This window comes from Ralstonia sp. UBA689 (assembly GCF_002298975.1).
Classification (GTDB): Bacteria; Pseudomonadota; Gammaproteobacteria; order Burkholderiales; family Burkholderiaceae; genus Ralstonia.
On the sequence record NZ_DBMV01000009.1, the window covers coordinates 74,098 to 93,479 of the forward strand.

Sequence of the window (19,382 nt, forward strand, 5' to 3'; positions counted from 1 at the left end):
CCCGTTTCTTCGGCGAATTAGCTCAGTCGGTTAGAGCGACGGAATCATAATCCGCAGGTCCGGGGTTCGAGTCCCTGATTCGCCACCAAACAAAACAAAGGGTTACGAGCGCAAGTTCGTAGCCCTTTGTGCTTTTCTGGCGCCGGAAAAGATCGCGAGCCCGCTGCTGTGGGGCCCACGACCTTCTATCAAGCGCTACTCAACGGTCTTCTCATAGACGTCCAGCCCATGGAAGCCGGGTGGAACCACACTCTGCCGCCGGCGGATGAATTCATCGCCATGCTCCAGCACGGCCAGCGGCGATAGCCCGCTGCCGATCCACGCATCGCTCAGCCACAGCGACAGGCGCAGCCCGAGCAATTGCCTGAGCAGCAGAACGTGCCCCGTTCCGCTGCGTTCCGCTGAGAGATCGATCGGCGTAAGCGCCATCCACGCTACCTTGCTGGACCAGCCGATAGATCGATGGAATATCCAATAGCCCCGCGCGGCGAAACACCATCTCGCCTTCTGTAACACGCATGCCCCACATCCCCCTCAATCCGACTCCGGCCTGCATTCCCTGCGGCACGTAATATCGGCGACTCTGACGAGAAGTTGGGCGGTGGGGAATCCGGGGAACTGCGATGGGGCCGCGCGATGTTGCCAGCGGTGTCTGCGGCTTTCCTGGCCGACCTGTCAGCGCTCGACCGCCTGTTCGGCAAACGCCTCGGGTTGTGCGGGCGCCGATAAGGCAAGCGCCATCACCCATTCCGTCGTCAACGCGGGCTGGGTCACGGGCAGCATGTGTCCGCCCTCCACCACGCGCAGATTGACTCGATCGAGCTTCTGCTTGAGCGCCTCGCCCTGGCGCTTCACATTGAGGATTTTGTCGCCGCGGCCATACAGCACGTCGACCGGCACCGTCATCGACGCATACCGGCGCTCCATGTCAGGCAGATCCTGCGGGGCTGAAACCAGGTCGGACGACGCTGCATAGAACACGTGCGGGCGCAGCCCGAGCAGCCCGCCGCCCTTGAACGGAAAATCCTTCGGCATGGACTCGGGCGCAAAGACGGCGTCGGTGGCCTTGCGCGCGGTGACGATCGACATCGGGATTGCCAGCGTCCACGACACCAGCCGGCGCACCAGCGGCGACGGCAGCACCAATCCATTGAACGCACCGGGCGGCGCGCTCTCGGCATGCGTGAGCGGCGCAATGAGCGCCAGCCGGCGGATCGCCTGCGGGTGGTTGAGCCCCACCGCCAGCGCGATCGCGCCGCCCAACGAATGGCCCACCAGCACAGGCTTGTCCAGCCCAAGCGCCTCGATGCATTGCGCGACCATGCGCGCCTGCGCATAGATGTTGGCCGGCGACTGCGCACCGCGCAGTGAAAGCCCTGCCCCCGGCCGGTCGATCAGGATCACGCGGTGCGACTGCGCCAGCCGCTCGAAATCCAGGTAGGCGAAGTTGCGCAGGTTGCCGCACAGCCCATGCACGAACACGATGGCCGGACCATCGCCCCGCTCGACGTAGTGCACGCGATCCCCATCGACGTCGACAAACTTGCCCTCCGGCGCAAACGCCTTGGTAACGCGACGTGCGATGAAGAACGTCAACACGACGGGCGCTGCAATCACAAGAACGATGGCGCCAAGAAGAATGCTGGTCATGATGTGTCGGGATTCGTTAAGCGGGTTGCTGCGCACCGACCGGCTGCGCGCGGCGCTCGAACTGCATCGCGCTGTCGTCGAGCGTACCGAATTTCAGCATCATCAGGTCGCGCGCATAGTTCTGGTACGACTTCCACGGCTGCTTCGTGCCTTGCTTTGGCAGGATGGCGGCGGCGCGCTGAATGTAGCCCGAGGTCAGGTCGACGGCGGGTTCGCGGCCCATGGCCTCGTCGTCCAATTGCGGCACGCAGGTGTCGAAGCCGTTGGCGTGCATATGGTTGAGCAGTCGGCACACGTACTGCGCAATGAGTTCGGCCTTGAGCGTCCACGACGCATTGGTGTAGCCGAACGACGACGCCAGGTTCGGCACGCCGCTGTACATCATGCCCTTGTAAGACACCGTCTGCGCCAGGTCGACGGGACGCCCGTCCACGGTAATGGCCGCACCACCCAGCACCTTCAGCTTGAGCCCGGTGGCAGTGACGATTACGTCGGCGTCCAGGTGCTGGCCGCTCTTGAGTTGCAGGCCGGTGGACGTGAAGCGCGCGATCTCGTCGGTGGCGATGGAGGCCTTGCCTGCGCGGATCGTCTTGAACAAGTCGCCATCAGGGACGAGACACAGGCGCTGGTCCCACGGGTTGTAACGCGGCGTCAGGTGCTTGCGCACGTCGAATTCCGGGCCGAGCTGCTTGCCCGCCATGCGGATGATGAAGTCCTTGAACGCGCGTGGCTTGCGGCGGGCGAGACCGTAGAAATACATCGTCAGCAGCACGTTCTTCGTGCGCACGAGCCGGTGTGCGAGACCGGACGGCAGCCAACGGCGCAGCGTGTTGGCCACGGCATCCTGCTCCGGTCGCGAGACGATATACGTAGGCGAGCGCTGCAGCATCGTCACGTGCTGCGCGGCGTCCGCCATGGCAGGCACGAGCGTGACGGCCGTCGCGCCGCTGCCGATCACGACCACGCGCTTGCCAGCGTAGGACAAATCGGCGGGCCAATGCTGCGGATGAACGATGCGGCCCTGGAACTGCTCCATGTCGGGCCATGTGGGCGCGTGACCTTCTTCGTAGTCATAGTAGCCGCTGCACATGTAGAGGAATTTGCACGTGAAGTGCGCCTCTTCCTTGCGCGTGCCATCTGTGCGCAGCACACGCACCGCCCAGCGCGCCGCGGCGGAATCCCAACTGGCGCCCGTCACCTTGTGGTGGAAGCGGATCGACTTGTCGATGCCGAACACGCGCGCCGTGTCGTGGATGTAATCGAGGATGGTCTGGCCGTCGGAGATGGCCTTGTTGCTGTGCCACGGACGGAAGCTGTAGCCGAGCGTGAACATGTCGGAATCCGACCGGATGCCCGGGTAGCGGAACAGGTCCCATGTGCCGCCCAGCGTCGCACGGCTCTCCAGGATGGCGAAGCGCGCGGATGGACAACGCTCGCGCAGGTGATAGGCCGCGCCCACCCCGGAGAGGCCGGCGCCGACAATCAACACATCGAAATCCGCATCCGACGCGGTTGGCTGGCTGCGGGGCGGCTGCATGCTGGCGCTCCTGTCGATCATCGTCTCCATGCGGTCTCCTTTCTGGGGCCTTGCGACCCGGCGGATTTCATCTTAAATGTGGTGTATGTCATCACCACTTTAATTTTCGGGCGTCCTGACGTCAAATAGCGAAATGGAGAAAACATTTGAAACGGCCAAGAAGGGCCGCCCGTATGGCGGCGTGGCGCCGGAAGCACGCGCAGCCGAGCGTCGTGACGCGTTGATCGGCGCGGCCACCCGCGTCTTCGGCACGGTGGGGTTCCGCAAGGCCACCGTGCGTGCGATCTGCCAGGAGGCGAAGCTCAACGATCGCTACTTCTACGCCGCATTCGACAGCACCGAAGCGCTGCTGCGCGCGACCTACCAGCAACACGCAGATCACCTGCGCGCGCAGGTCTCACACGCCGTTGCCAAAGTGGACGGCGGTTTGGAAGCGCGCATTGACGCCGGGTTGCATGCGTTCTTCACCTTTCTGCGCGATCCGTGCACGGCGCGGGTCCTACTGCTTGAGGTGATGGGCGTGAGCCCCGAAACCGATGCTACCTACCAGCGCAACCTGCTGGAATTCGGCAAACAGATCATGGCGGTCGCGCAGGGGCCCGGCACCGACGATGCCGAGGCTCGCACCGACCAACGCATCATTGGCCTGGCGCTCGTGGGCGCCATGACCAACGTCGGCGCGGCCTGGCTGCTGACCGGCTATCGCGATCCAGAAGAACAAATGGTGCGCAACTGCCGGCAGGTGCTGCTCGGTACGTTGCAGTCCCTTGTCGCGCGTTGACCTCTCCCACAACCTGCGCTGTCTTCAATTTTCTATAAAGCGAACAAACTCATCCTGATTAATTCGCTTTCTCCTGTCGTCGGCCGCCACTACCCTTGCAACGCCTGATTGCGTACCGGCGCCTGCCGCCCACACCTGCACAGGCCACGACAACAATCGAAAACGACAGGAGATCACCACGTGACCCAAGCCCGCACCCTGGCGGCCGATGCCGGCTTCCAGCAGCCCGGCACGTTTGCCCGCCTGCGCTCCATCTTCAGTGGATCGGTCGGCAACCTCATCGAGTACTACGACTGGTACGTGTACTCCGCCTTCTCCCTGTACTTCGCCAAGGTTTTCTTCCCGAGCGGTAGCCAGACGGTGCAGTTACTCAATACCGCAGCCATCTTTGCGGTCGGGTTCGTCATGCGGCCCATTGGTGGCTGGCTGGTGGGCCTGTATGCCGATCGCAAGGGCCGCAAGGCCGCACTGCTCGTCTCGGTGCTGGCCATGTGCCTGGGGTCGCTCGTTATTGGCCTGACGCCGGGCTACGCCACCATCGGCGTGGCGGCGCCTGTGCTGCTTGTGCTGGCGCGTCTGCTGCAGGGGCTGAGCCTCGGCGGTGAATACGCCAGCTCGGCCACGTACCTGAGCGAAATGGCGGACGCGCGCAGCCGTGGTTTCTATTCGAGCTTCCTGTTCGCCACGCTGTCGCTGGGGCAACTGCTGGCGATGGGCGTGCTGGTGGTGCTGCAGCAATTCTTCCTGACCACGGCGCAACTGGAGGCGTGGGGCTGGCGCATTCCCTTCCTGATCGGCTCGCTGGCGGCGGGCGCGGCGATCTACCTGCGCCGCAACATGGAAGAGACCGAATCGTTCGAGCAGCACCGGCGCGACAAGAAACGTCGCGCGTCGATCGCAGAACTGTTCCAGCACAAGCGCGAATGCCTGATCGTGGCGGGCCTGACGCTCGGCGGCACGGTCGCCTTCTACGCCTACACGACCTACATGCAGAAGTTCCTGGTCAACAGCGCCGGGATGAGCAAGGCAGATGCATCGATGGTGTCGGTCATCAGCTTGGTCGCCTTCGTGCTGATGCAGCCGGTGTTCGGTGCGCTGTCGGACCGCGTTGGCCGCCGGCCGCTGCTGATCGGGTTCGGCGTGCTGGGCACAATCTGCACGGTGCCGATCTTCTATGAGCTGACTGCCGCGCGCACCATGGGCGGCGCCCTGCTGCTGATCCTGGGCGCGCTGCTGATCGTCAGCCTGTATTCGTCGGTGAGCGCGGTGGCCAAGGCGGAGCTGTTTCCGGTCGGCATCCGTGCCCTGGGCGTTGGCCTGCCTTATGCGATTACGGTGTCGCTGTTCGGTGGCACGGCCGAGTACATCGCGCTGTGGACCAAGAGCATCGGGCACGAGACTTGGTTCTTCTGGTATGTGTCGGCGTGCATTCTGGTATCGCTGCTGTGTTACCTGTGGATGCCCGACCCCAAGCAGGTGTCGCGCATCGATCAGGATTGAATGAAAAGGTCGCCCGCGGGCGGCCTTTTTCTTGATGTGGTGACTAGCGAAAATCCGCGTACTGCCGCACCAGAGCCAGCATGGCAGGAACCAGCCCGCGCATATCGGCGCGCCGCCACTGGAAGGCATAGTGCAGCGGTGACAATGGCGGCTGGCTGGCCAGCCGTACCAGCGCGCTACCCTCTTCCCCGCTGGCTTGTGCGGCAGTCCATCCCGCCGGCAGAAAGCCAATGCCCACGCCTTCGCACAACATGCCGGCGACCGCGCTCCAGTTGTTGCAAGCTATGCGGCGCGCATTGTTGATGCCGCGCGCCAGCAACCATTCGTCCAGAATGCGCGTGGTGCCCGCGCCGGCAGGCAATGTGACCAGAGCATGCTTGGCAAGCAATTCCGGTGTGAGCGTGCGCTTGTTGCCCACCAGTGCTTGCGCCGCCATCCACGCAAACTGCGCATCGGCCACCGGCTGCGAGAGGATGCTGCTGCGCGACGAGCGGCCCGCGACCACCGCAAAATCCAATTCCCCCGTCTCCACCTGCCCTTCCAGCACCGCGCCCACGTCAACGTAAGGCTCCAGTTGCAATTGCGGATGCAGCTTCTGGACAGCCGCGACGAAACGCGGCAGCCAGGTCAGCGCAGAGAGTTCACCCACGCCAAAGCGCAGCCGCCCGGTCAGGCCCTGATGTTCCGCAAACGTGTCTTGCAATGCCGCCACCGATTCCAGCACGCGCACCGCCGCCGGCAGCAGGCGCTCGCCGTCCAGGGTCAGCACGGCCCGATGCCCACTGCGGTCGAACAGCGGCCGCCCCAGCGCCTGCTCAAGCTCATTGATGCGCTTGGACAACGACGAGACCGACAGATGCAGGCGCTGCGCCGCAGTGGCGAAATTGGCACAGGTCGCCGCCCAGTAGAAGGCGTCAAGCTGCTTGATTGTTGGCGTCGACATGTTCGCTTTTATCGAAAAATATCCTTTTCATAATATCGCTTTTTAGATATATCTTGCGTGCTTAGAATGGGCAGCCTTGATCTGGATAGACCTGCAGATGACCTTCCTCGCCAAATCCGCCCAGCCGCCGCGCGCGCTGCGGAACATCCTGAGCCTGCACGACTTCGAAGAGAAAGCGCGGCGCGTGTTGCCGCGTCCCATCTTCGGCTATGTGAGCGGCGCGGCGGAAGACAACCGCACCCGCGACGACAACCGCAAGGTGTTCGATGCGTATGGCTTTGTGACGCGCGTGCTGCAGGACGTGTCCAAACGGCAGCAAACGGTTGAACTGTTTGGCCAGCGCTTTGCCTCCCCTTTCGGCATTGCGCCGATGGGCATCAACGCCTTGTCGGTCTATCGCGGCGACATCGTCCTCGCGCGTGCGGCGCAGGCAGCGGGTATTGCGTCCATCATGAGCGGTTCATCACTGATTCCGCTGGAAGACGTTGCCGCAGCCGCGCCGCAGACGTGGTTCCAGGCCTATCTTCCGGGGGACGAGGCGCGCATCCGTGCGCTGCTCGAGCGTGTCGCGCACGCGGGCTACAAGACACTGGTGGTCACGGTGGACATTCCCGTCTCAGCCAACCGCGAGAACAACGTGCGCACCGGCTTCTCCACGCCGCTGCGGCCAAGCCCGCGCCTGGCGTGGGATGGGCTGACGCGGCCACGCTGGCTGCTGGGCACCTTTGCCCGCACGTTGCTCAAGCACGGCATGCCGCATTTCGAAAACTCCTTTGCCACGCGCGGCGCGCCGATCCTGTCGGCCAACGTGCTGCGCGACTTTTCCGCACGCGATCACCTGAGCTGGGCGCACCTCAAGCAGATCCGCCAGCAATGGAAGGGGCGCCTGGTTATCAAGGGCATCCTCAGCGTGGACGACGCCATCATTGCGCGCGATCTGGGCGCAGACGGAGTCATCCTCTCCAATCACGGCGGTCGGCAGCTCGATGGGGCCGTCTCGCCGATGCGGATTCTGGGCGACGTGGTGCAGGCGGTGGGACATGACACCCCAGTCATGATCGACAGCGGCTTTCGCCGAGGTTCGGACGTGCTGAAGGCACTGGCGCTGGGGGCGCACATGGTGTTTGTCGGGCGGCCGTTCAACTACGCGGCCGCCGTGGCAGGCGAGGCTGGCGTTGCGCACGCCATCGGCCTGCTGCAGGAAGAAGTGGATCGCAACATGGCCATGCTGGGCGTGAACCACTGCAAGCAGCTCACGCCCAGCATGCTGATCCGCAAGCGTTAGACCGCTTCCGGCCGCCCCAGCCGCACGACCGTCACGCCCGGCGCAAGGTGCCGCAACGATGGCTGCAGCAGCACGCAGTTGTCGTATGGCGTGACGATCTGCACGTCGCCATCGGTGGCGATCACAGTGCCGGCACGGGCGATGATCTCCATGCCGCGGTAATCCTCGGCAAACCGGAACGCGGTGGACTTGGCGACCACCGGATCGGTCACGCGGATGCACTGCACATCCAGCGCAGGCGCAATGCCCAGCCACGCCGAAACCGCCTGCGCGTCGACCGTGCCCTGCTCGACCAGAAAACGCGCGCAGGCGTCGAGCGCCACGTCGCGGCTCACATGCTCGAAGTGCTGGCCACATTCGATGAGCAGCGCATTCCTGGGGCTGGCGGCGTCGCCAAAACCGCCGTAGTCGCGCAGGCGGCGGCCGGCGGCATGGCCAGCATCGATCATCAGGTGAGCGGGTGCACCGATCTGCCGGCCGAACGCAACGCCCTTCTCCAGCGGGCCGGTCAGCATCAGTGGCGCGGCCTTCTCGTGCATCGAGTGGATGTCGAGCAGGGTGTCGACCGTGTCGATCACGGGGCGCAGTTCGCGCGCGCGGCGCAGCTCCAGCGTGTCGCCTGGGCCGTCGAGCTTGTCGGCAGACCACACGCGGTTCAGGTCTTCATCGATGAAGCGGGTGGCGTCCGGGTCATGGATATCGAAGCGCTCATAGGCCTCGACGTTAGCAAACGACAGCGTCAGGCGCCCGCGCACCGGGCGTATGCCGGCCGCCAGCAGTGTATCCACCGCAATGGCACCGCACAGCTCGTTGCCGTGCGTGAGCGCGTTGATCATGACGTGCGGGCCGGGCACACCGCTGTCGAACGTGTGCACGTAATCCACACCGTGCGTGCCGGTCTTCCAGCGGCGGATATCGGGTTTCTGCAGCTCGATCGGGTAGACCGACAGCGTGGCGCGCAGCGCCTCCAGGGTCATCATGCGAAATCCTTGGCGATACAAAAACGGTTTGGGTTCAATGTGCCCGGTGCGCCCAATCACGCCCGCGCAGCATCCACAGCGAGGCCAGGCTGATGAGCGTGGTCGCCAGCACATAGAAAGCGGGCGAGGTCTTGATGTGCGTGACACCGATCAGCCAGGTAACGATGAGCGGCGAGAACCCGCCGAAGATCGTCACCGACAAGTTATAGCTCAGGGCCAGGCCCGTGCCGCGCGTGCGGGTCGGGAAGATGTCAGCCAGCAGCGCAGGCAGCGGCGCGAGGATGGCCGCCAGCAGCACACCCACGATGGCCTGCATGACCAGCAGCGTCCAGAACGTCGGCTGCGCGACCAGCGTGGCGAACATCGGATAGGTCGACATGGCAATCACTACCATCGCGATCGACACCACGCGGATGCTGCCAAAGCGGTCAGCCAGCAGGCCGAAGGCGGGCGCCATCACCATCAGCATCGCACCCGTAATCATCGTGCAGACCAGCGATGCGCTGGTGGCGATGTGAAGCTGGTTGATGGCGTAGGTCGGCATATAGACCTTCTGCACGTAGTTGAACGCGGTGACGGCCACCACCACGCCCGCGCCGAGCAGCAGGCCGGGCAAGCCCTGCGTGAGCGTGTCGCGCAGCGGGGAATGCGTTTGCGGCGCGTCCTGCGCCTCGGCCTGCATGGCAATGAACTCCGGGGTCTCCGGCGTATGGCGGCGAATGTAGACGCCAATCGGGCCAATCAGCAGGCCGAACATGAAGGCCACGCGCCAGCCCCAGGCTTCCACCTGCGCGGTGGTCAACGCATACGTGAGCCACGCGCTCAGGCCTGCGGCCAACAGCGTGGCCAGGCCCTGCGTGGCCGCTTGCCAGCTCGCGTTGTAACCCATGCGCTTGCCGTTGGCGTGCTCGATCATGAAAGCCGTGGCGGAACCAAACTCGCCGCCGGCCGAAAAGCCCTGCAGCAGCCGCGCCACGATCACGATGGCCGGCGACCACAGCCCGATCGACGCGTACGTGGGTGCAAACGCGATCATCGCCGTGCCGAGCATCATCAGCAGGATCGACCACGTGAGCGCCGCCTTGCGGCCAACACGGTCAGCATAGCTGCCGAGCACCATCGAGCCCAGCGGCCGCATGATGAACGACACGCCAAACGTGCCGACGGAGAGCATCAGCGAGCTCCACGCGTCGCCCGTCGGGAAGAACAGCTTGCCGATGGTGATGGCGAAGTAGCCGTAGATCAGCAGGTCGTAGTATTCGAGCGCGTTGCCGACGCTGGCGGCCAGCACGGCGCGCCAAGGTGCGGGGTGTCGGTGCGTGTCGGCGGCGGCGCGCGCAGGCGCCTCGCTCGCATGGAGGGTGTGGGCTTGCATGATTGTCTCCCCGTGGTCTGTGCCGATCCGCCGATGGCATCTCCATGCCGGGCGAAGGTTGCGAGGGAGTCTAGGCGGCGCACCCGGTCGGCTTGTGCCGTTTCGGCACAAGGTTGGGCTTTTTGCGGTGACCTCAGGCTGCTGCGGTCTGGGCGTTGGCGACGGCCAGTTGCCACACCTCGTCGAGCAGCACGCTCTGGTTGCTGCGCACGCGCATCATGCGGATGTCGACGTGGATGTGCCAGGCCTCATCGCCGGCCGGACGCAGCTCGCCGGCGTTCAGGTGCGGCTTGGCCAGGCGATACGGCAACCACGCCATGCCGAAGCCGCGCAGCGCCATCTCCTCCACCGCCTCGTAGAAATCGGCCTGGAACACGGGCTGCAGATGCGCCTTGCGGTCGGCCGCCGCCAGGTGGCTGTCGAGCATCTGCCGCAGCGTCAGACCGCGCGCAAAGGCCAGCCACGGCAACGGTGCAACGGCCGAGCCTGGCAGCGTAAAGCGCGCGCGGCCGCGCTTGTCCGGCGCGCTCACAGGCACCAGCGTCTCGCTGCCGAGCAGGCAATGGTCGTATTTGCGCGGGTCGAGCAGCGCATCGGCCTGCGGGCTGGCATAAGCGATCAGCAGGTCGACCGTGCCGTCGGCCAGCGCCAGCATGCCCTCCTGCGTGCCACCGGTGGTAACGGTAAGCGGAAACACGCCGCGCTGGCGGGCCAGCGCTTCATACCAGCCGGGGACAAAGGTGCGCGCCAGCGTGCGCCCGGTGCCGATCTTGAGCGCCACGGGCAGTTGCGCCTCGCGCAGCAGCAAGCGCGCATCGTTCAGGCCATCGACGGCATTGGCCGCCGCATCCAGAAACAACCGCCCAGCCGGCGTGAGCGTGACCGGATGCTCGCGGCGCTCCACCAACGTGGTGCCGACCCATTCTTCCAGCGCCTTGATGCGCCGCCCGAACGCGGGGTGCGTAACGTTGCGGTTCTCGGCGGCGCGGCTGAAGCTGCGCGTCTTAGCCAGTTCCTTGAAGTCTTCCAGCCATTTGATCTGCATGGCGCGTCCGGGCGGAGGGTTGGGCAGTAAGGTTTGCGCATTATCCCTGCAGCCCGCGCGAACGGCCTTAACGTGCGTGGCCTATCGTTATCATCTCGGACAAACGATCCGCCGCGCTTTCTTCTCATGACTGCTCCCCGCCCGCTGTCCATCGGCATCGCCGGCGCCGGTAACGCCGGCCTCGCTGCCGCCATCGCGTTCGCCCGCCAGGGGCACGACGTCCACGTCTTCGAAAAGCATCCGCAACTGACCGCCATGGGCGCGGGCCTGTTGATCCAGCCACAGGGCATCCGCGCGCTGGAAGCGCTCGGCGTGGGCCGTGAGTTGCAGGGCTTCGGTGCGCCGATCGATCGGCTGGTCGGCTTGAGCCATCGCGGCTGGAGACTGCTCGACATCGACTATGCCGACTCGCCGGGCCGCGCGGTCACGCGCCATGCGCTCTCGTCGATGCTGTACGAAGCTGCACAGCGTGCCGGCGCAACGTTCCACTTCGGCTGCAGCATCGGGCAACTGCACCGCAACGGCACGCGGGCGCGCGTGGAGCACACGCAAGGCGAATCGATCTTCGACCTGTTCGTCATCGCAGACGGCGCGGCCTCCACGCTGCGCGAGCCCGCCGGATTGGCCGGCCCCTCGAGCACATACCGCTGGGGCACGCTGTGGTTCCAGGCGTGGGTCGAGGGTTGGAACCCGCGCGTGCTGCAGCAGCGCTTTCGCGGCACGCGCGAGATGATGGGCCTGCTGCCCACCGATGTGGCGCGTTCGCGCACGCGCCTGTCAATGTTCTGGAGCTTGCGCGGCGATACGGTCGACGCCTGGCGCCAGGCCGATATCGCGCAATGGAAAGCCCACGTGCTGAGCCTGTGGCCACAGGCGGCCCCCGTGGTCGAGCAGATCCGCTCACATGACGACCTGCCCTTCGCCGTCTATCGCCACACCTGGCCGCGTGCGCTTGCCAAGCCGCCGTACTGCGTCATCGGCGACGCCGCGCACGCGATGAGCCCGCAGCTCGGCCTGGGCACCACGCTGGCCGCGCAAGACGCGCTGGCGCTCGCCTCGGCCGTGCAGGCACTTGGCCCGATCGACGGCGCCCTCGCTTACCACGCGCGCCGGCTGCGCACCGTGCAGGCCTACCAGACACTCAGCCGCGCACTCACGCCGTGCTTCCAGGCCCACTACGGCGGGTGGGCACGCGACGTGGTGTTTGGCACCGGCCTGCGTATCCCCGGCGTGGCCTGGCTGATGAAGCGCAGCCTGGCGGAACCGCCCGCGCGCGACGCAGCCCTCACCTCAGCACCTGCCGGCGAAGAACCTCGGGCATGACACCATCGAAGCCCATCACCATGTCCCTGCTGCAAACCTTCCTGCCCGAGCACCAGTTCAGCGAGCAACACCAGATCGGCATCGACGCAGCGCCGGGTCGCGTGCTGGATATGGTCTCGCAGATCGACGTCGGCGACCTTCCGTTGGCGAAACTGTTCCTGCACCTGCGAGCCGTACCGGCACGCATTGCAGCGATGATGGGCAAGGAGGTCGGCCCGCGACGCGTCGATGCCGGGTTCGGGCTGCACGACTTCATCCCGCTCGGCCGCAACGCCGATCACGAACTCGCCTTCGGGCTGGTCGGTCAGTTCTGGGAACCTGCGGGCGGGCTCGTCCGCGTGGAAGCAAGTGCGTTCCGCGCGTTCGCCGCACCCGAAGTGGCCAAGCTGGTGATGACGTTCGCGGCCGAACCCGATGGCCGCAGCGGCACACGGCTAACGACGCGCACCTGCGTCCATTGCCCCGACGACGCCTCGCGCCGCCGCTTCACGCCGTACTGGGTGTTGATCCGCATCCCGAGCGGGCTGATCCGCCGAGTGATGCTGCGACGGATCAAGCAACTGGCCGAGGCGCGCGAGGTTCCGCTTACACGTCCAGAATGACCAGCGTGCCCGCACTGCCGGCGTCCACGCTGTGCGGCACGCCGGCTGGCACCACGTAGAGTTCGCCGCGCGATACCGTGACCGGCTCGCCGTGGATGCGCAGGCGCAGTTCGCCCTCGATCACCAGCAGGCCCTCTGCATAATCGTGTGCCTCGTCGGGATACGCGCTGCCGTCCATGCGCAACACCTTGAAGTTGCTGCCACCAAAACGCTCCAGCACGCGGGAAGACCAAGCCTGTGGAAGCGCGCCGGCAACGGCATTGAGATCGACAAGCGGCACCCTGGCCTCGGCGGAAGAATGAAGATCGCCGAGCATACCAGGGCGCCAAGAAACATGGAGGGCGACGCCGCGCTCCTCGCTCGGTCGCCCCACTTTCACCGGCAAGGGCACAGGCATGCCCAGCCGCGTCTTATGCCTCGTACGATTCGGCCGTCACACCCGCCAGCGCACCGGCACCTTCCGCCGGCTTCAGGTAGTCCAGACGATAGCCGTGCTTGTACACCGCCACCAGGCGCACCTCGTTCACTGGCTCGATGTTCAACTTCATGCGGATACGCGAAACATGGCTGTCGATCGTGCGCGTGTACTCCGTCGAGTTGCGGCCCCACACCTGTCCGAAGATGTGGTCACGCGACAGCGTGCGGCCCACGTTCGAGAACAGCAACAGCGCAAGCTGGAATTCGATGCCGGTCAGCGTCATCGACTCGCCATGCAGCGTGACCTGCTGGCGCTGCGGGTTGAAGTGGTACGGGCCCATATCGAAGGGCAAGCGGCCGTACGGAATCGGATACGCACGACGCAGCAGAGCATCGACGCGCGCGCGCAGTTCGGGAATGCGGAAGGGCTTTGTGATGTAGTCGTCAGCGCCCTGCGTGAGCGCACGCACGAGGCTCTTCTCGTTCTCCTCGGCCGTGACGAACAGGATCGGCAGCACATCCTTGTGGCGGCTGCGCACCACGCTCAGCACGTCGATGCCGAGCATGCCGGGCGCGTGCCAGTCGAGGATCAGCATGTCGTACGAAGAACGGCCCAGCATACGCAGGAGGGTCGCACCGTCGGCGTAGGTCACCACGTCGTGACCGGAGTGGGACAGGATCTGGACGATGACTTCGCTCTGGAAGGGATCGTCTTCAAGCAAGGCGATACGCATGTTCGGTTCCATGAAAGAAAGAAGCACACATGCGCACCAGGATGGCGCGGGCTTCTAGAATGGCCCGATCGATCGCGGTCTCACGCGATTCGTTGCATGTGTTACGTCCATGGCATTTTCATGGCGAGGTGTGCTACGAACTATGAGAAGAGTCCTATTTTGTGAAAACCCTTCCAGCACCCCGCAACGTGTATCTGCAGCCTTGCAAAAAAAAAGCCCGGACAACAAGGTCCGGGCAGCGGTGTTTCCCACAATGTGTCGGGATCTGAAACACCCAAGGGTCGCGTATGCCGGGCACGTCGCAGCACACCGGGGGGACGCGCTGCAACGGTTTACGGGGGTGACGTCAAGGATGGAATGACGTACTTATCCGGCAAACGTGAGACACATGATGCCGCGTGATGCATGCCGCCGGATCACCCGTAACAACATTTGACGAACCCGCATGCGGACCGCGCCCCTCAGATGGGATCGGCGTTCTCCAGATTCTGGCGAATCGACTCCGTCAACATGTCGATCAGCAGGCGGACGCGCTTGGGCACGAAACGCGCGGAAGGCGTGACGAGGTTCAGTGGCTCGCCGCTCGTTGCGTACTCGGGCAGCACGCGTACCAGGCGCGGCAGCGGCGCGTTCGCACGCGCGACGGCGCCCGCATACAGCGGCAGCGGGCCAATACCGGTGCCGGCGGCGATAAGCGCTTCCAGATATGACAGGCTGTCGGCATTCAGGCGAGCACGCACGGCCACGGTCTTCAGGCCATCGGGCCCGACGAGGCGCCATTGCGTCTCACCGCGCCCGGTACCGCGAAAGTCGAGGCAGCAGTGGTCGGCCAGCGCCTGCACCGTCTGCGGTGCGCCACGTCGCTGCAGGTACTCCGGCGAGGCAAACAAGCCGATGCGCAGCACGCCCAGCGGCCGCGCCACCAGCGAGCTGTCGGCCAGGCGCCCAACACGCACGGCCAAGTCGAAACCTTCCTGCACGAGATCGACATTGCGAGGAGAAAGCACGACATCCAGGTCGATGTCCGGATACTCGCGCATGAAGCGCGCCGCCACAGGCGCGACCAGCAGACGCCCCACATCCTCCGACGACGTGAGCCGCACCTTGCCGCGCGGCGTATCCTGCAATTCGCCTGCGCAGGTCGTGGCGCGTTCGATATCTTCCAGTGCATGCGACGCCACTTCGTACAGGCTCTGGCCCGCATCGGTGAGATGCAGCGTGCGCGTGGTGCGCTGTAACAGTCGTACGTTCAAATCCTGCTCAAGCGCGGCAATGCCGCGGCTGACGGACGATTTGGGCAAATCCTGGCGTGCCGCCGCTGCGGTGAAGCTCCCCGCTTCGACAACACGCACGAACAGCGCCAGTTGGTTCAGATCCATGTGATTTCCTCCTCTAATGGTCGTGCTCGCTGGCCTGCAGTTGTAATTGTCCCACCTTGAGCAACATTTTTTCCCACAATAACCGACTAGTGCAAATGGGGCAACCACCCTACATTGGGGATATGACAAATCCCCGATTCCAGGAGAACGACATGGAAACCCTCGTGCAACCGCAAGTGCAACGTGGCCGCCGCGTGGAGCGCATCGTCACCGGCCGTGCCACCTCGGACGGCGCGGGCGTGAAGCTCACGCGCGTGCTGACGAACAACCTGCAACGTCGGCTCGATCCGTTCCTGATGCTGGACGCGTTTCGCAGTGACGACCCGAACGACTATCTGGCAGGCTTTCCCGACCACCCGCACCGTGGCTTCGAAACGGTCACGTACATGATCGCGGGCCGCATGCGCCACCGCGACAGTGCTGGCCACGAAGGCCTCCTGCAACACGGCGGCGTGCAGTGGATGACGGCCGGCAGCGGCGTCGTGCACTCTGAAATGCCGGAACAGGAAGATGGCGTGATGGAAGGCTTTCAGCTTTGGCTCAACTTGCCCGCCAGCGACAAGATGACGACGCCGTGGTACCGCGACATTCCGTCGAATGAGATTCCCGAGTTCACGACGGAAGACGGCGTGGCGGTGCGCGTGATTGCCGGCGAGTCGCAAGGTGTGCAGGGTGCGATGACGCGTGAAGCGACGAAGCCGCTGTACCTCGACATCACGCTGCCTGCAGGCGCGTCGTTCGCGCAGCCGCTGCCGGCCGGACACAACGCGTTCGTCTACGTGTTCCGTGGCAGCGCACTGGTGGGTGATGCCGAAGCGTCTGGCAACGCCGGGCTGCAGCGCGTGGAAGACAAGCAGATGGCTATCCTTGCCAACACGGAAGGCAGCGACGGCGTGGTCATCCGTGCAGGAGACGCAGAGGCGCGCGTGCTGGTGGTGGCAGGCAAGCCGCTGAACGAGTCGATCGCGCAGTACGGCCCGTTTGTGATGAACACGCAGGAAGAGATCTTCCAGGCCGTGCGGGACTTCCAGGCCGGCAAGTTCGCGTAAGGCGTCTACGTAGTCGCAAAGAAAAACCGCCGCTCGGTTTCACCAGAGCGGCGGTTCGTCCAACAGCGCGATCTGTTCGCGCAACTCCAGCACTCGGTCCTGCCAGTAGCGCTGCGTGTTGAACCACGGAAACGCGGCCGGAAACGCCGGATCATTCCAGCGCCGCGCCAGCCACGCGCTGTAATGCAGCAGGCGCAGCGTGCGCAACGCCTCCACCAGATACAACTCGCGCGTGTCGAATTCGCAGAAGTCTTCATAGCCGGCCAGCAGGCTGGCGAGTTGCGATTGCATCGATGCGCGATCGCCCGAGAGCAACATCCACAAGTCCTGCACGGCGGGGCCGGTGCGGCTGTCGTCAAAATCGACGAAGTGCGGGCCAGCGCTGCGCAGCGGATCGCCTTGCTTAGCGTCGGCCTCCTCGATCCAGAGGACGTTGGAGGCATGACAGTCGCCATGCAGGCGCAGAAGAGAAACATCGCCCGCGCGGTCGTAGCAGCGGCGCACGCCGTCGAGCGCGGCATCGGCGACGCTACGCCAGGCGGGCAGCAGGTCGGGCGGAATGAAATCGTGTTCGAGCAGCCAGTCGCGCGATTGCACGCCGAAGGTATCGATGTCGAGCGCGGGGCGCACCATGAACGGCCGCTGCGCGCCGATGGCGTGAATGCGGCCGAGGAAACGGCCCATCCATTCGAGCGTGTCGTCGCGGTCGATGGCCGGCACGCGTCCGGCGCAACGCGGGAAGACAGCGAAGTGCCAGCGCTCGAATGCGTGCAGCGTGCGGCCGTCGATCTCCAGCGGCGCGATCACGGGAATCTCGGCTGCTGCAAGTTCCGCAGTGAAGGCGTGCTCCTCGACGATCTGCGCGTCACTCCAGCGGCCGGGGCGGTAGAACTTGACCACCACCGGCGCGCTGTCTTCCACGCCAACCTGGTAGACGCGGTTCTCGTAGCTGTTGAGCGCGAACATGCGGCCGTCCGGCATCAGTCCGACCTGCGCCAGCGCATCGAGGATGCTGTCGGGCGTCAGGCCGTCGTACGGCGCCTCATTGGCGTCTGCGGATGCCGGTTGGCCGCTATGGTCGCTGCCGTGCATGAACGTCAGCCTTTGCGGCCACCGAGCAATGCTGCCGCCTTGGCGAACAGGCCGTTGAACGGTTGTTTAGCCGGTTGTGCCTTCTGGGCCGGTTGCGCAGCTTGCGTGCTCGATGCGCGACGTTGACCGCCCTGCCCGTTGCCTTGGCCGTTGCCCTGGCGCTGGCCACGTGCTTGCGACTGGCCATTGCCGCCGCCGTTACCGTTACGCGGCTTCGGTGCGGCCTGTCCGTCGCGCTGGCCTTGTGCCTGACGCTGGCGGTTACCGCCACCATTGCGACCCTGCCCCTGACTTTGGCTTTGCGTCTGGCCGTTGCCGCTCGACTCGCGGCGCGGTTCGCGGGGCTCGCGCGGGGCCCGCGGCTCGCGCGGTGCAGTGTTGGTATTGGTGTTGGCTTTGGCCTGGCGCGGTTGTTGGTTGCGACCGCCGCCCGGGCGCGGGCCACGGGCATTGTTGCGACCATTCGGAATCGGCTCCGGCGCAATCGTCGGGTCCGGCTCGAAACCTTCCAGCACAGTGCGGGGCAGTTCGCGCTTGATCAGGCGCTCGATGTCGCGCAGCAGGCCGTGTTCGTCCACGCAGACCAGCGAGATCGCCTCGCCCTGTGCGCCCGCGCGACCCGTGCGGCCAATGCGGTGCACGTAGTCCTCCGGCACATTGGGCAGGTCGAAGTTCACCACGTGCGGCAGTTGGTCGATGTCGATGCCGCGAGCAGCAATGTCGGTGGCGACCAGCACGCGCAGCGTCCCGGCCTTGAACTCCGACAGCGCACGCGTGCGTGCCGACTGGCTCTTGTTGCCGTGGATCGCCAGCGCCGGAATGCCGTCGCGCGTAAGTTGCTCGGCCAGGCGGTTGGCGCCGTGCTTGGTACGCGTGAAGACCAGCACCTGGTGCCAGTCGTTGTCGCGCACGAGCTTGGCGAGCAGTTCGCGCTTGCGTTCGCGGTCCACCGGATAGATGCGCTGTTCAACCGTCTCGGCCGTCGTGTTGCGGCGCGCAACTTCGATCAGCGCCGGCTTGTCGAGCAGGCGGTCGGCCAGTTCGCGGATGTCGTCCGAGAACGTGGCCGAGAACAGCAGGTTCTGGCGCTTGGGCGGCAGGATGTTGAGGATCTTGCGGATGTCGTGGATGAAGCCCATGTCGAGCATGCGGTCGGCTTCGTCCAGCACCAGCAGTTCAATGTGCGACAGATCGATGGTGCGCTGGCCCACGTGGTCCAGCAGGCGGCCCGGCGTGGCCACGACGATATCGACACCGCGCTTGAGCGCGTCGATCTGCGGGTTGATACCCACGCCGCCGAACATCACCATGGACTTCAGCGGCAGGTATTTGCCATAGGCGCGCACGCTCTCTTCCACCTGCGCGGCAAGCTCACGCGTGGGGGTGAGCACCAGCGCGCGGATGGGAAAGCGCATGCCCTGAGGCGTGTGCACCTTGTTGGGTTGCACGGCAGACAGGCGATGCAGCAGCGGCAGCGTGAAGCCGGCGGTCTTGCCGGTGCCGGTCTGTGCACCGGCGAGCAGGTCACCGCCCTTGAGGACTGCGGGGATGGCCTGGCGTTGAATCGGGGTGGGTTCTGCGTAGCCGAGTTCGGCCACGGCACGTACCAGCTTGTCTGACAAGCCGAGTTCGGAAAACGACATGGAAAAGCGATTGGACCGGCGTGTCCCGCGCATTCGTTCGTGCGCCA

18 protein-coding genes and 1 tRNA gene are annotated in these 19,382 nt (G+C 65.1%); 7 read left to right on the forward strand and 12 right to left on the reverse strand.

What is annotated here, in order from left to right:
- The first annotated feature begins 11 nt into the window (after positions 1-11).
- A tRNA-Met gene (locus B4F51_RS04310) sits at positions 12-88 on the forward strand.
- Positions 89-195: 107 nt separating this feature from the next.
- On the opposite strand, the gene B4F51_RS04315 is transcribed toward B4F51_RS04310, so the two are convergent.
- The 3 genes from B4F51_RS04315 to B4F51_RS04325 form a co-directional block, all read right to left on the reverse strand.
- The gene (locus tag B4F51_RS04315) at positions 196-429 is read right to left on the reverse strand and encodes a hypothetical protein (RefSeq protein ID WP_296223858.1); all 234 of its coding nucleotides are present in this window, start codon (positions 427-429) and stop codon (positions 196-198) included.
- Positions 430-675: 246 nt separating this feature from the next.
- Positions 676-1,650: an alpha/beta fold hydrolase gene (locus B4F51_RS04320; RefSeq protein ID WP_296223859.1), complete on the reverse strand. Its 975-nt coding sequence runs from the start codon at positions 1,648-1,650 to the stop codon at positions 676-678.
- Positions 1,651-1,666: 16 nt separating this feature from the next.
- Positions 1,667-3,208 (reverse strand): flavin-containing monooxygenase, encoded by a 1,542-nt coding sequence (locus B4F51_RS04325; RefSeq protein WP_414706677.1) that lies wholly within the window; start codon positions 3,206-3,208, stop codon positions 1,667-1,669.
- Between the two features lie 112 nt (positions 3,209-3,320).
- Between B4F51_RS04325 and B4F51_RS04330 the strand changes: the two genes are divergently transcribed.
- Together B4F51_RS04330 and B4F51_RS04335 are read left to right on the forward strand one after the other, a co-directional pair.
- Positions 3,321-3,968, forward strand: coding sequence for a TetR/AcrR family transcriptional regulator (locus B4F51_RS04330; RefSeq protein WP_296223860.1), 648 nt, complete (start codon positions 3,321-3,323; stop codon positions 3,966-3,968).
- 180 nt (positions 3,969-4,148) lie between these two features.
- Entirely contained in the window at positions 4,149-5,468 is a 1,320-nt protein-coding gene (locus B4F51_RS04335) for an MFS transporter (RefSeq protein ID WP_296223861.1), read from the forward strand.
- A gap of 43 nt (positions 5,469-5,511) precedes the next feature.
- Here B4F51_RS04335 and B4F51_RS04340 read toward each other — a convergent pair whose 3' ends face one another.
- Entirely contained in the window at positions 5,512-6,411 is a 900-nt protein-coding gene (locus B4F51_RS04340; RefSeq protein ID WP_296223862.1) for a LysR family transcriptional regulator, read from the reverse strand.
- A 97-nt stretch (positions 6,412-6,508) separates the two neighbouring features.
- On the opposite strand from B4F51_RS04340, the gene B4F51_RS04345 reads away from it, so the two are divergent.
- Positions 6,509-7,696 carry an alpha-hydroxy acid oxidase gene (locus tag B4F51_RS04345; RefSeq protein WP_296223930.1) on the forward strand — a complete coding sequence of 396 codons (1,188 nt, stop codon included), beginning with the start codon at positions 6,509-6,511 and terminating at the stop codon, positions 7,694-7,696.
- Here the strand turns inward: B4F51_RS04345 and B4F51_RS04350 are convergent.
- From B4F51_RS04350 to B4F51_RS04360, 3 genes are all read right to left on the reverse strand, one after another.
- Positions 7,693-8,676, reverse strand: coding sequence for a M14 family metallopeptidase (locus B4F51_RS04350; RefSeq protein WP_296223863.1), 984 nt, complete (start codon positions 8,674-8,676; stop codon positions 7,693-7,695). The genes B4F51_RS04345 and B4F51_RS04350 overlap by 4 nt on opposite strands.
- Positions 8,677-8,710: 34 nt before the next feature.
- Positions 8,711-10,051, reverse strand: coding sequence for an MFS transporter (locus B4F51_RS04355; RefSeq protein ID WP_296223864.1), 1,341 nt, complete (start codon positions 10,049-10,051; stop codon positions 8,711-8,713).
- Between the two features lie 133 nt (positions 10,052-10,184).
- Entirely contained in the window at positions 10,185-11,096 is a 912-nt protein-coding gene (locus B4F51_RS04360) for a LysR family transcriptional regulator (protein WP_296223865.1), read from the reverse strand.
- Between the two features lie 126 nt (positions 11,097-11,222).
- Between B4F51_RS04360 and B4F51_RS04365 the strand changes: the two genes are divergently transcribed.
- Entirely contained in the window at positions 11,223-12,419 is a 1,197-nt protein-coding gene (locus B4F51_RS04365) for an FAD-dependent oxidoreductase (RefSeq protein ID WP_296223866.1), read from the forward strand.
- A 20-nt stretch (positions 12,420-12,439) separates the two neighbouring features.
- Positions 12,440-13,021: a hypothetical protein gene (locus B4F51_RS04370; RefSeq protein ID WP_296223867.1), complete on the forward strand. Its 582-nt coding sequence runs from the start codon at positions 12,440-12,442 to the stop codon at positions 13,019-13,021.
- On the opposite strand, the gene B4F51_RS04375 is transcribed toward B4F51_RS04370, so the two are convergent.
- From B4F51_RS04375 to B4F51_RS04385, 3 genes are all read right to left on the reverse strand, one after another.
- Positions 13,005-13,337, reverse strand: coding sequence for a cupin domain-containing protein (locus tag B4F51_RS04375; protein WP_296223868.1), 333 nt, complete (start codon positions 13,335-13,337; stop codon positions 13,005-13,007). The genes B4F51_RS04370 and B4F51_RS04375 overlap by 17 nt on opposite strands.
- Before the next feature lie 94 nt (positions 13,338-13,431).
- Positions 13,432-14,172, reverse strand: coding sequence for a response regulator transcription factor (locus B4F51_RS04380; protein ID WP_296223869.1), 741 nt, complete (start codon positions 14,170-14,172; stop codon positions 13,432-13,434).
- Positions 14,173-14,633: 461 nt separating this feature from the next.
- Entirely contained in the window at positions 14,634-15,551 is a 918-nt protein-coding gene (locus B4F51_RS04385; protein WP_296223870.1) for a LysR family transcriptional regulator, read from the reverse strand.
- A gap of 152 nt (positions 15,552-15,703) precedes the next feature.
- On the opposite strand from B4F51_RS04385, the gene B4F51_RS04390 reads away from it, so the two are divergent.
- Positions 15,704-16,600, forward strand: coding sequence for a pirin family protein (locus tag B4F51_RS04390; RefSeq protein WP_296223871.1), 897 nt, complete (start codon positions 15,704-15,706; stop codon positions 16,598-16,600).
- 39 nt (positions 16,601-16,639) lie between these two features.
- Here the strand turns inward: B4F51_RS04390 and B4F51_RS04395 are convergent, their stop codons facing one another.
- Together B4F51_RS04395 and B4F51_RS04400 are read right to left on the reverse strand one after the other, a co-directional pair.
- Entirely contained in the window at positions 16,640-17,692 is a 1,053-nt protein-coding gene (locus tag B4F51_RS04395; RefSeq protein ID WP_296223872.1) for a serine/threonine protein kinase, read from the reverse strand.
- A 5-nt stretch (positions 17,693-17,697) separates the two neighbouring features.
- Positions 17,698-19,335 carry a DEAD/DEAH box helicase gene (locus B4F51_RS04400; protein WP_296223873.1) on the reverse strand — a complete coding sequence of 546 codons (1,638 nt, stop codon included), beginning with the start codon at positions 19,333-19,335 and terminating at the stop codon, positions 17,698-17,700.
- Positions 19,336-19,382 lie beyond the last annotated feature (47 nt).

Coding starts and splice junctions, on each gene's coding strand:
- B4F51_RS04315 (WP_296223858.1), bottom strand. CDS start 429: ATGGCGCTTACGCCGATCGATCTCTCAGCGGAACGCAGCGGAACGGGG.
- B4F51_RS04320 (WP_296223859.1), bottom strand. CDS start 1,650: ATGACCAGCATTCTTCTTGGCGCCATCGTTCTTGTGATTGCAGCGCCC.
- B4F51_RS04325 (WP_414706677.1), bottom strand. CDS start 3,208: ATGATCGACAGGAGCGCCAGCATGCAGCCGCCCCGCAGCCAGCCAACC.
- B4F51_RS04330 (WP_296223860.1), top strand. CDS start 3,321: ATGGAGAAAACATTTGAAACGGCCAAGAAGGGCCGCCCGTATGGCGGC.
- B4F51_RS04340 (WP_296223862.1), bottom strand. CDS start 6,411: ATGTCGACGCCAACAATCAAGCAGCTTGACGCCTTCTACTGGGCGGCG.
- B4F51_RS04345 (WP_296223930.1), top strand. CDS start 6,509: ATGACCTTCCTCGCCAAATCCGCCCAGCCGCCGCGCGCGCTGCGGAAC.
- B4F51_RS04350 (WP_296223863.1), bottom strand. CDS start 8,676: ATGATGACCCTGGAGGCGCTGCGCGCCACGCTGTCGGTCTACCCGATC.
- B4F51_RS04355 (WP_296223864.1), bottom strand. CDS start 10,051: ATGCAAGCCCACACCCTCCATGCGAGCGAGGCGCCTGCGCGCGCCGCC.
- B4F51_RS04360 (WP_296223865.1), bottom strand. CDS start 11,096: ATGCAGATCAAATGGCTGGAAGACTTCAAGGAACTGGCTAAGACGCGC.
- B4F51_RS04365 (WP_296223866.1), top strand. CDS start 11,223: ATGACTGCTCCCCGCCCGCTGTCCATCGGCATCGCCGGCGCCGGTAAC.
- B4F51_RS04370 (WP_296223867.1), top strand. CDS start 12,440: ATGTCCCTGCTGCAAACCTTCCTGCCCGAGCACCAGTTCAGCGAGCAA.
- B4F51_RS04375 (WP_296223868.1), bottom strand. CDS start 13,337: ATGCTCGGCGATCTTCATTCTTCCGCCGAGGCCAGGGTGCCGCTTGTC.
- B4F51_RS04380 (WP_296223869.1), bottom strand. CDS start 14,172: ATGCGTATCGCCTTGCTTGAAGACGATCCCTTCCAGAGCGAAGTCATC.
- B4F51_RS04385 (WP_296223870.1), bottom strand. CDS start 15,551: ATGGATCTGAACCAACTGGCGCTGTTCGTGCGTGTTGTCGAAGCGGGG.
- B4F51_RS04390 (WP_296223871.1), top strand. CDS start 15,704: ATGGAAACCCTCGTGCAACCGCAAGTGCAACGTGGCCGCCGCGTGGAG.
- B4F51_RS04395 (WP_296223872.1), bottom strand. CDS start 17,692: ATGCACGGCAGCGACCATAGCGGCCAACCGGCATCCGCAGACGCCAAT.
- B4F51_RS04400 (WP_296223873.1), bottom strand. CDS start 19,335: ATGTCGTTTTCCGAACTCGGCTTGTCAGACAAGCTGGTACGTGCCGTG.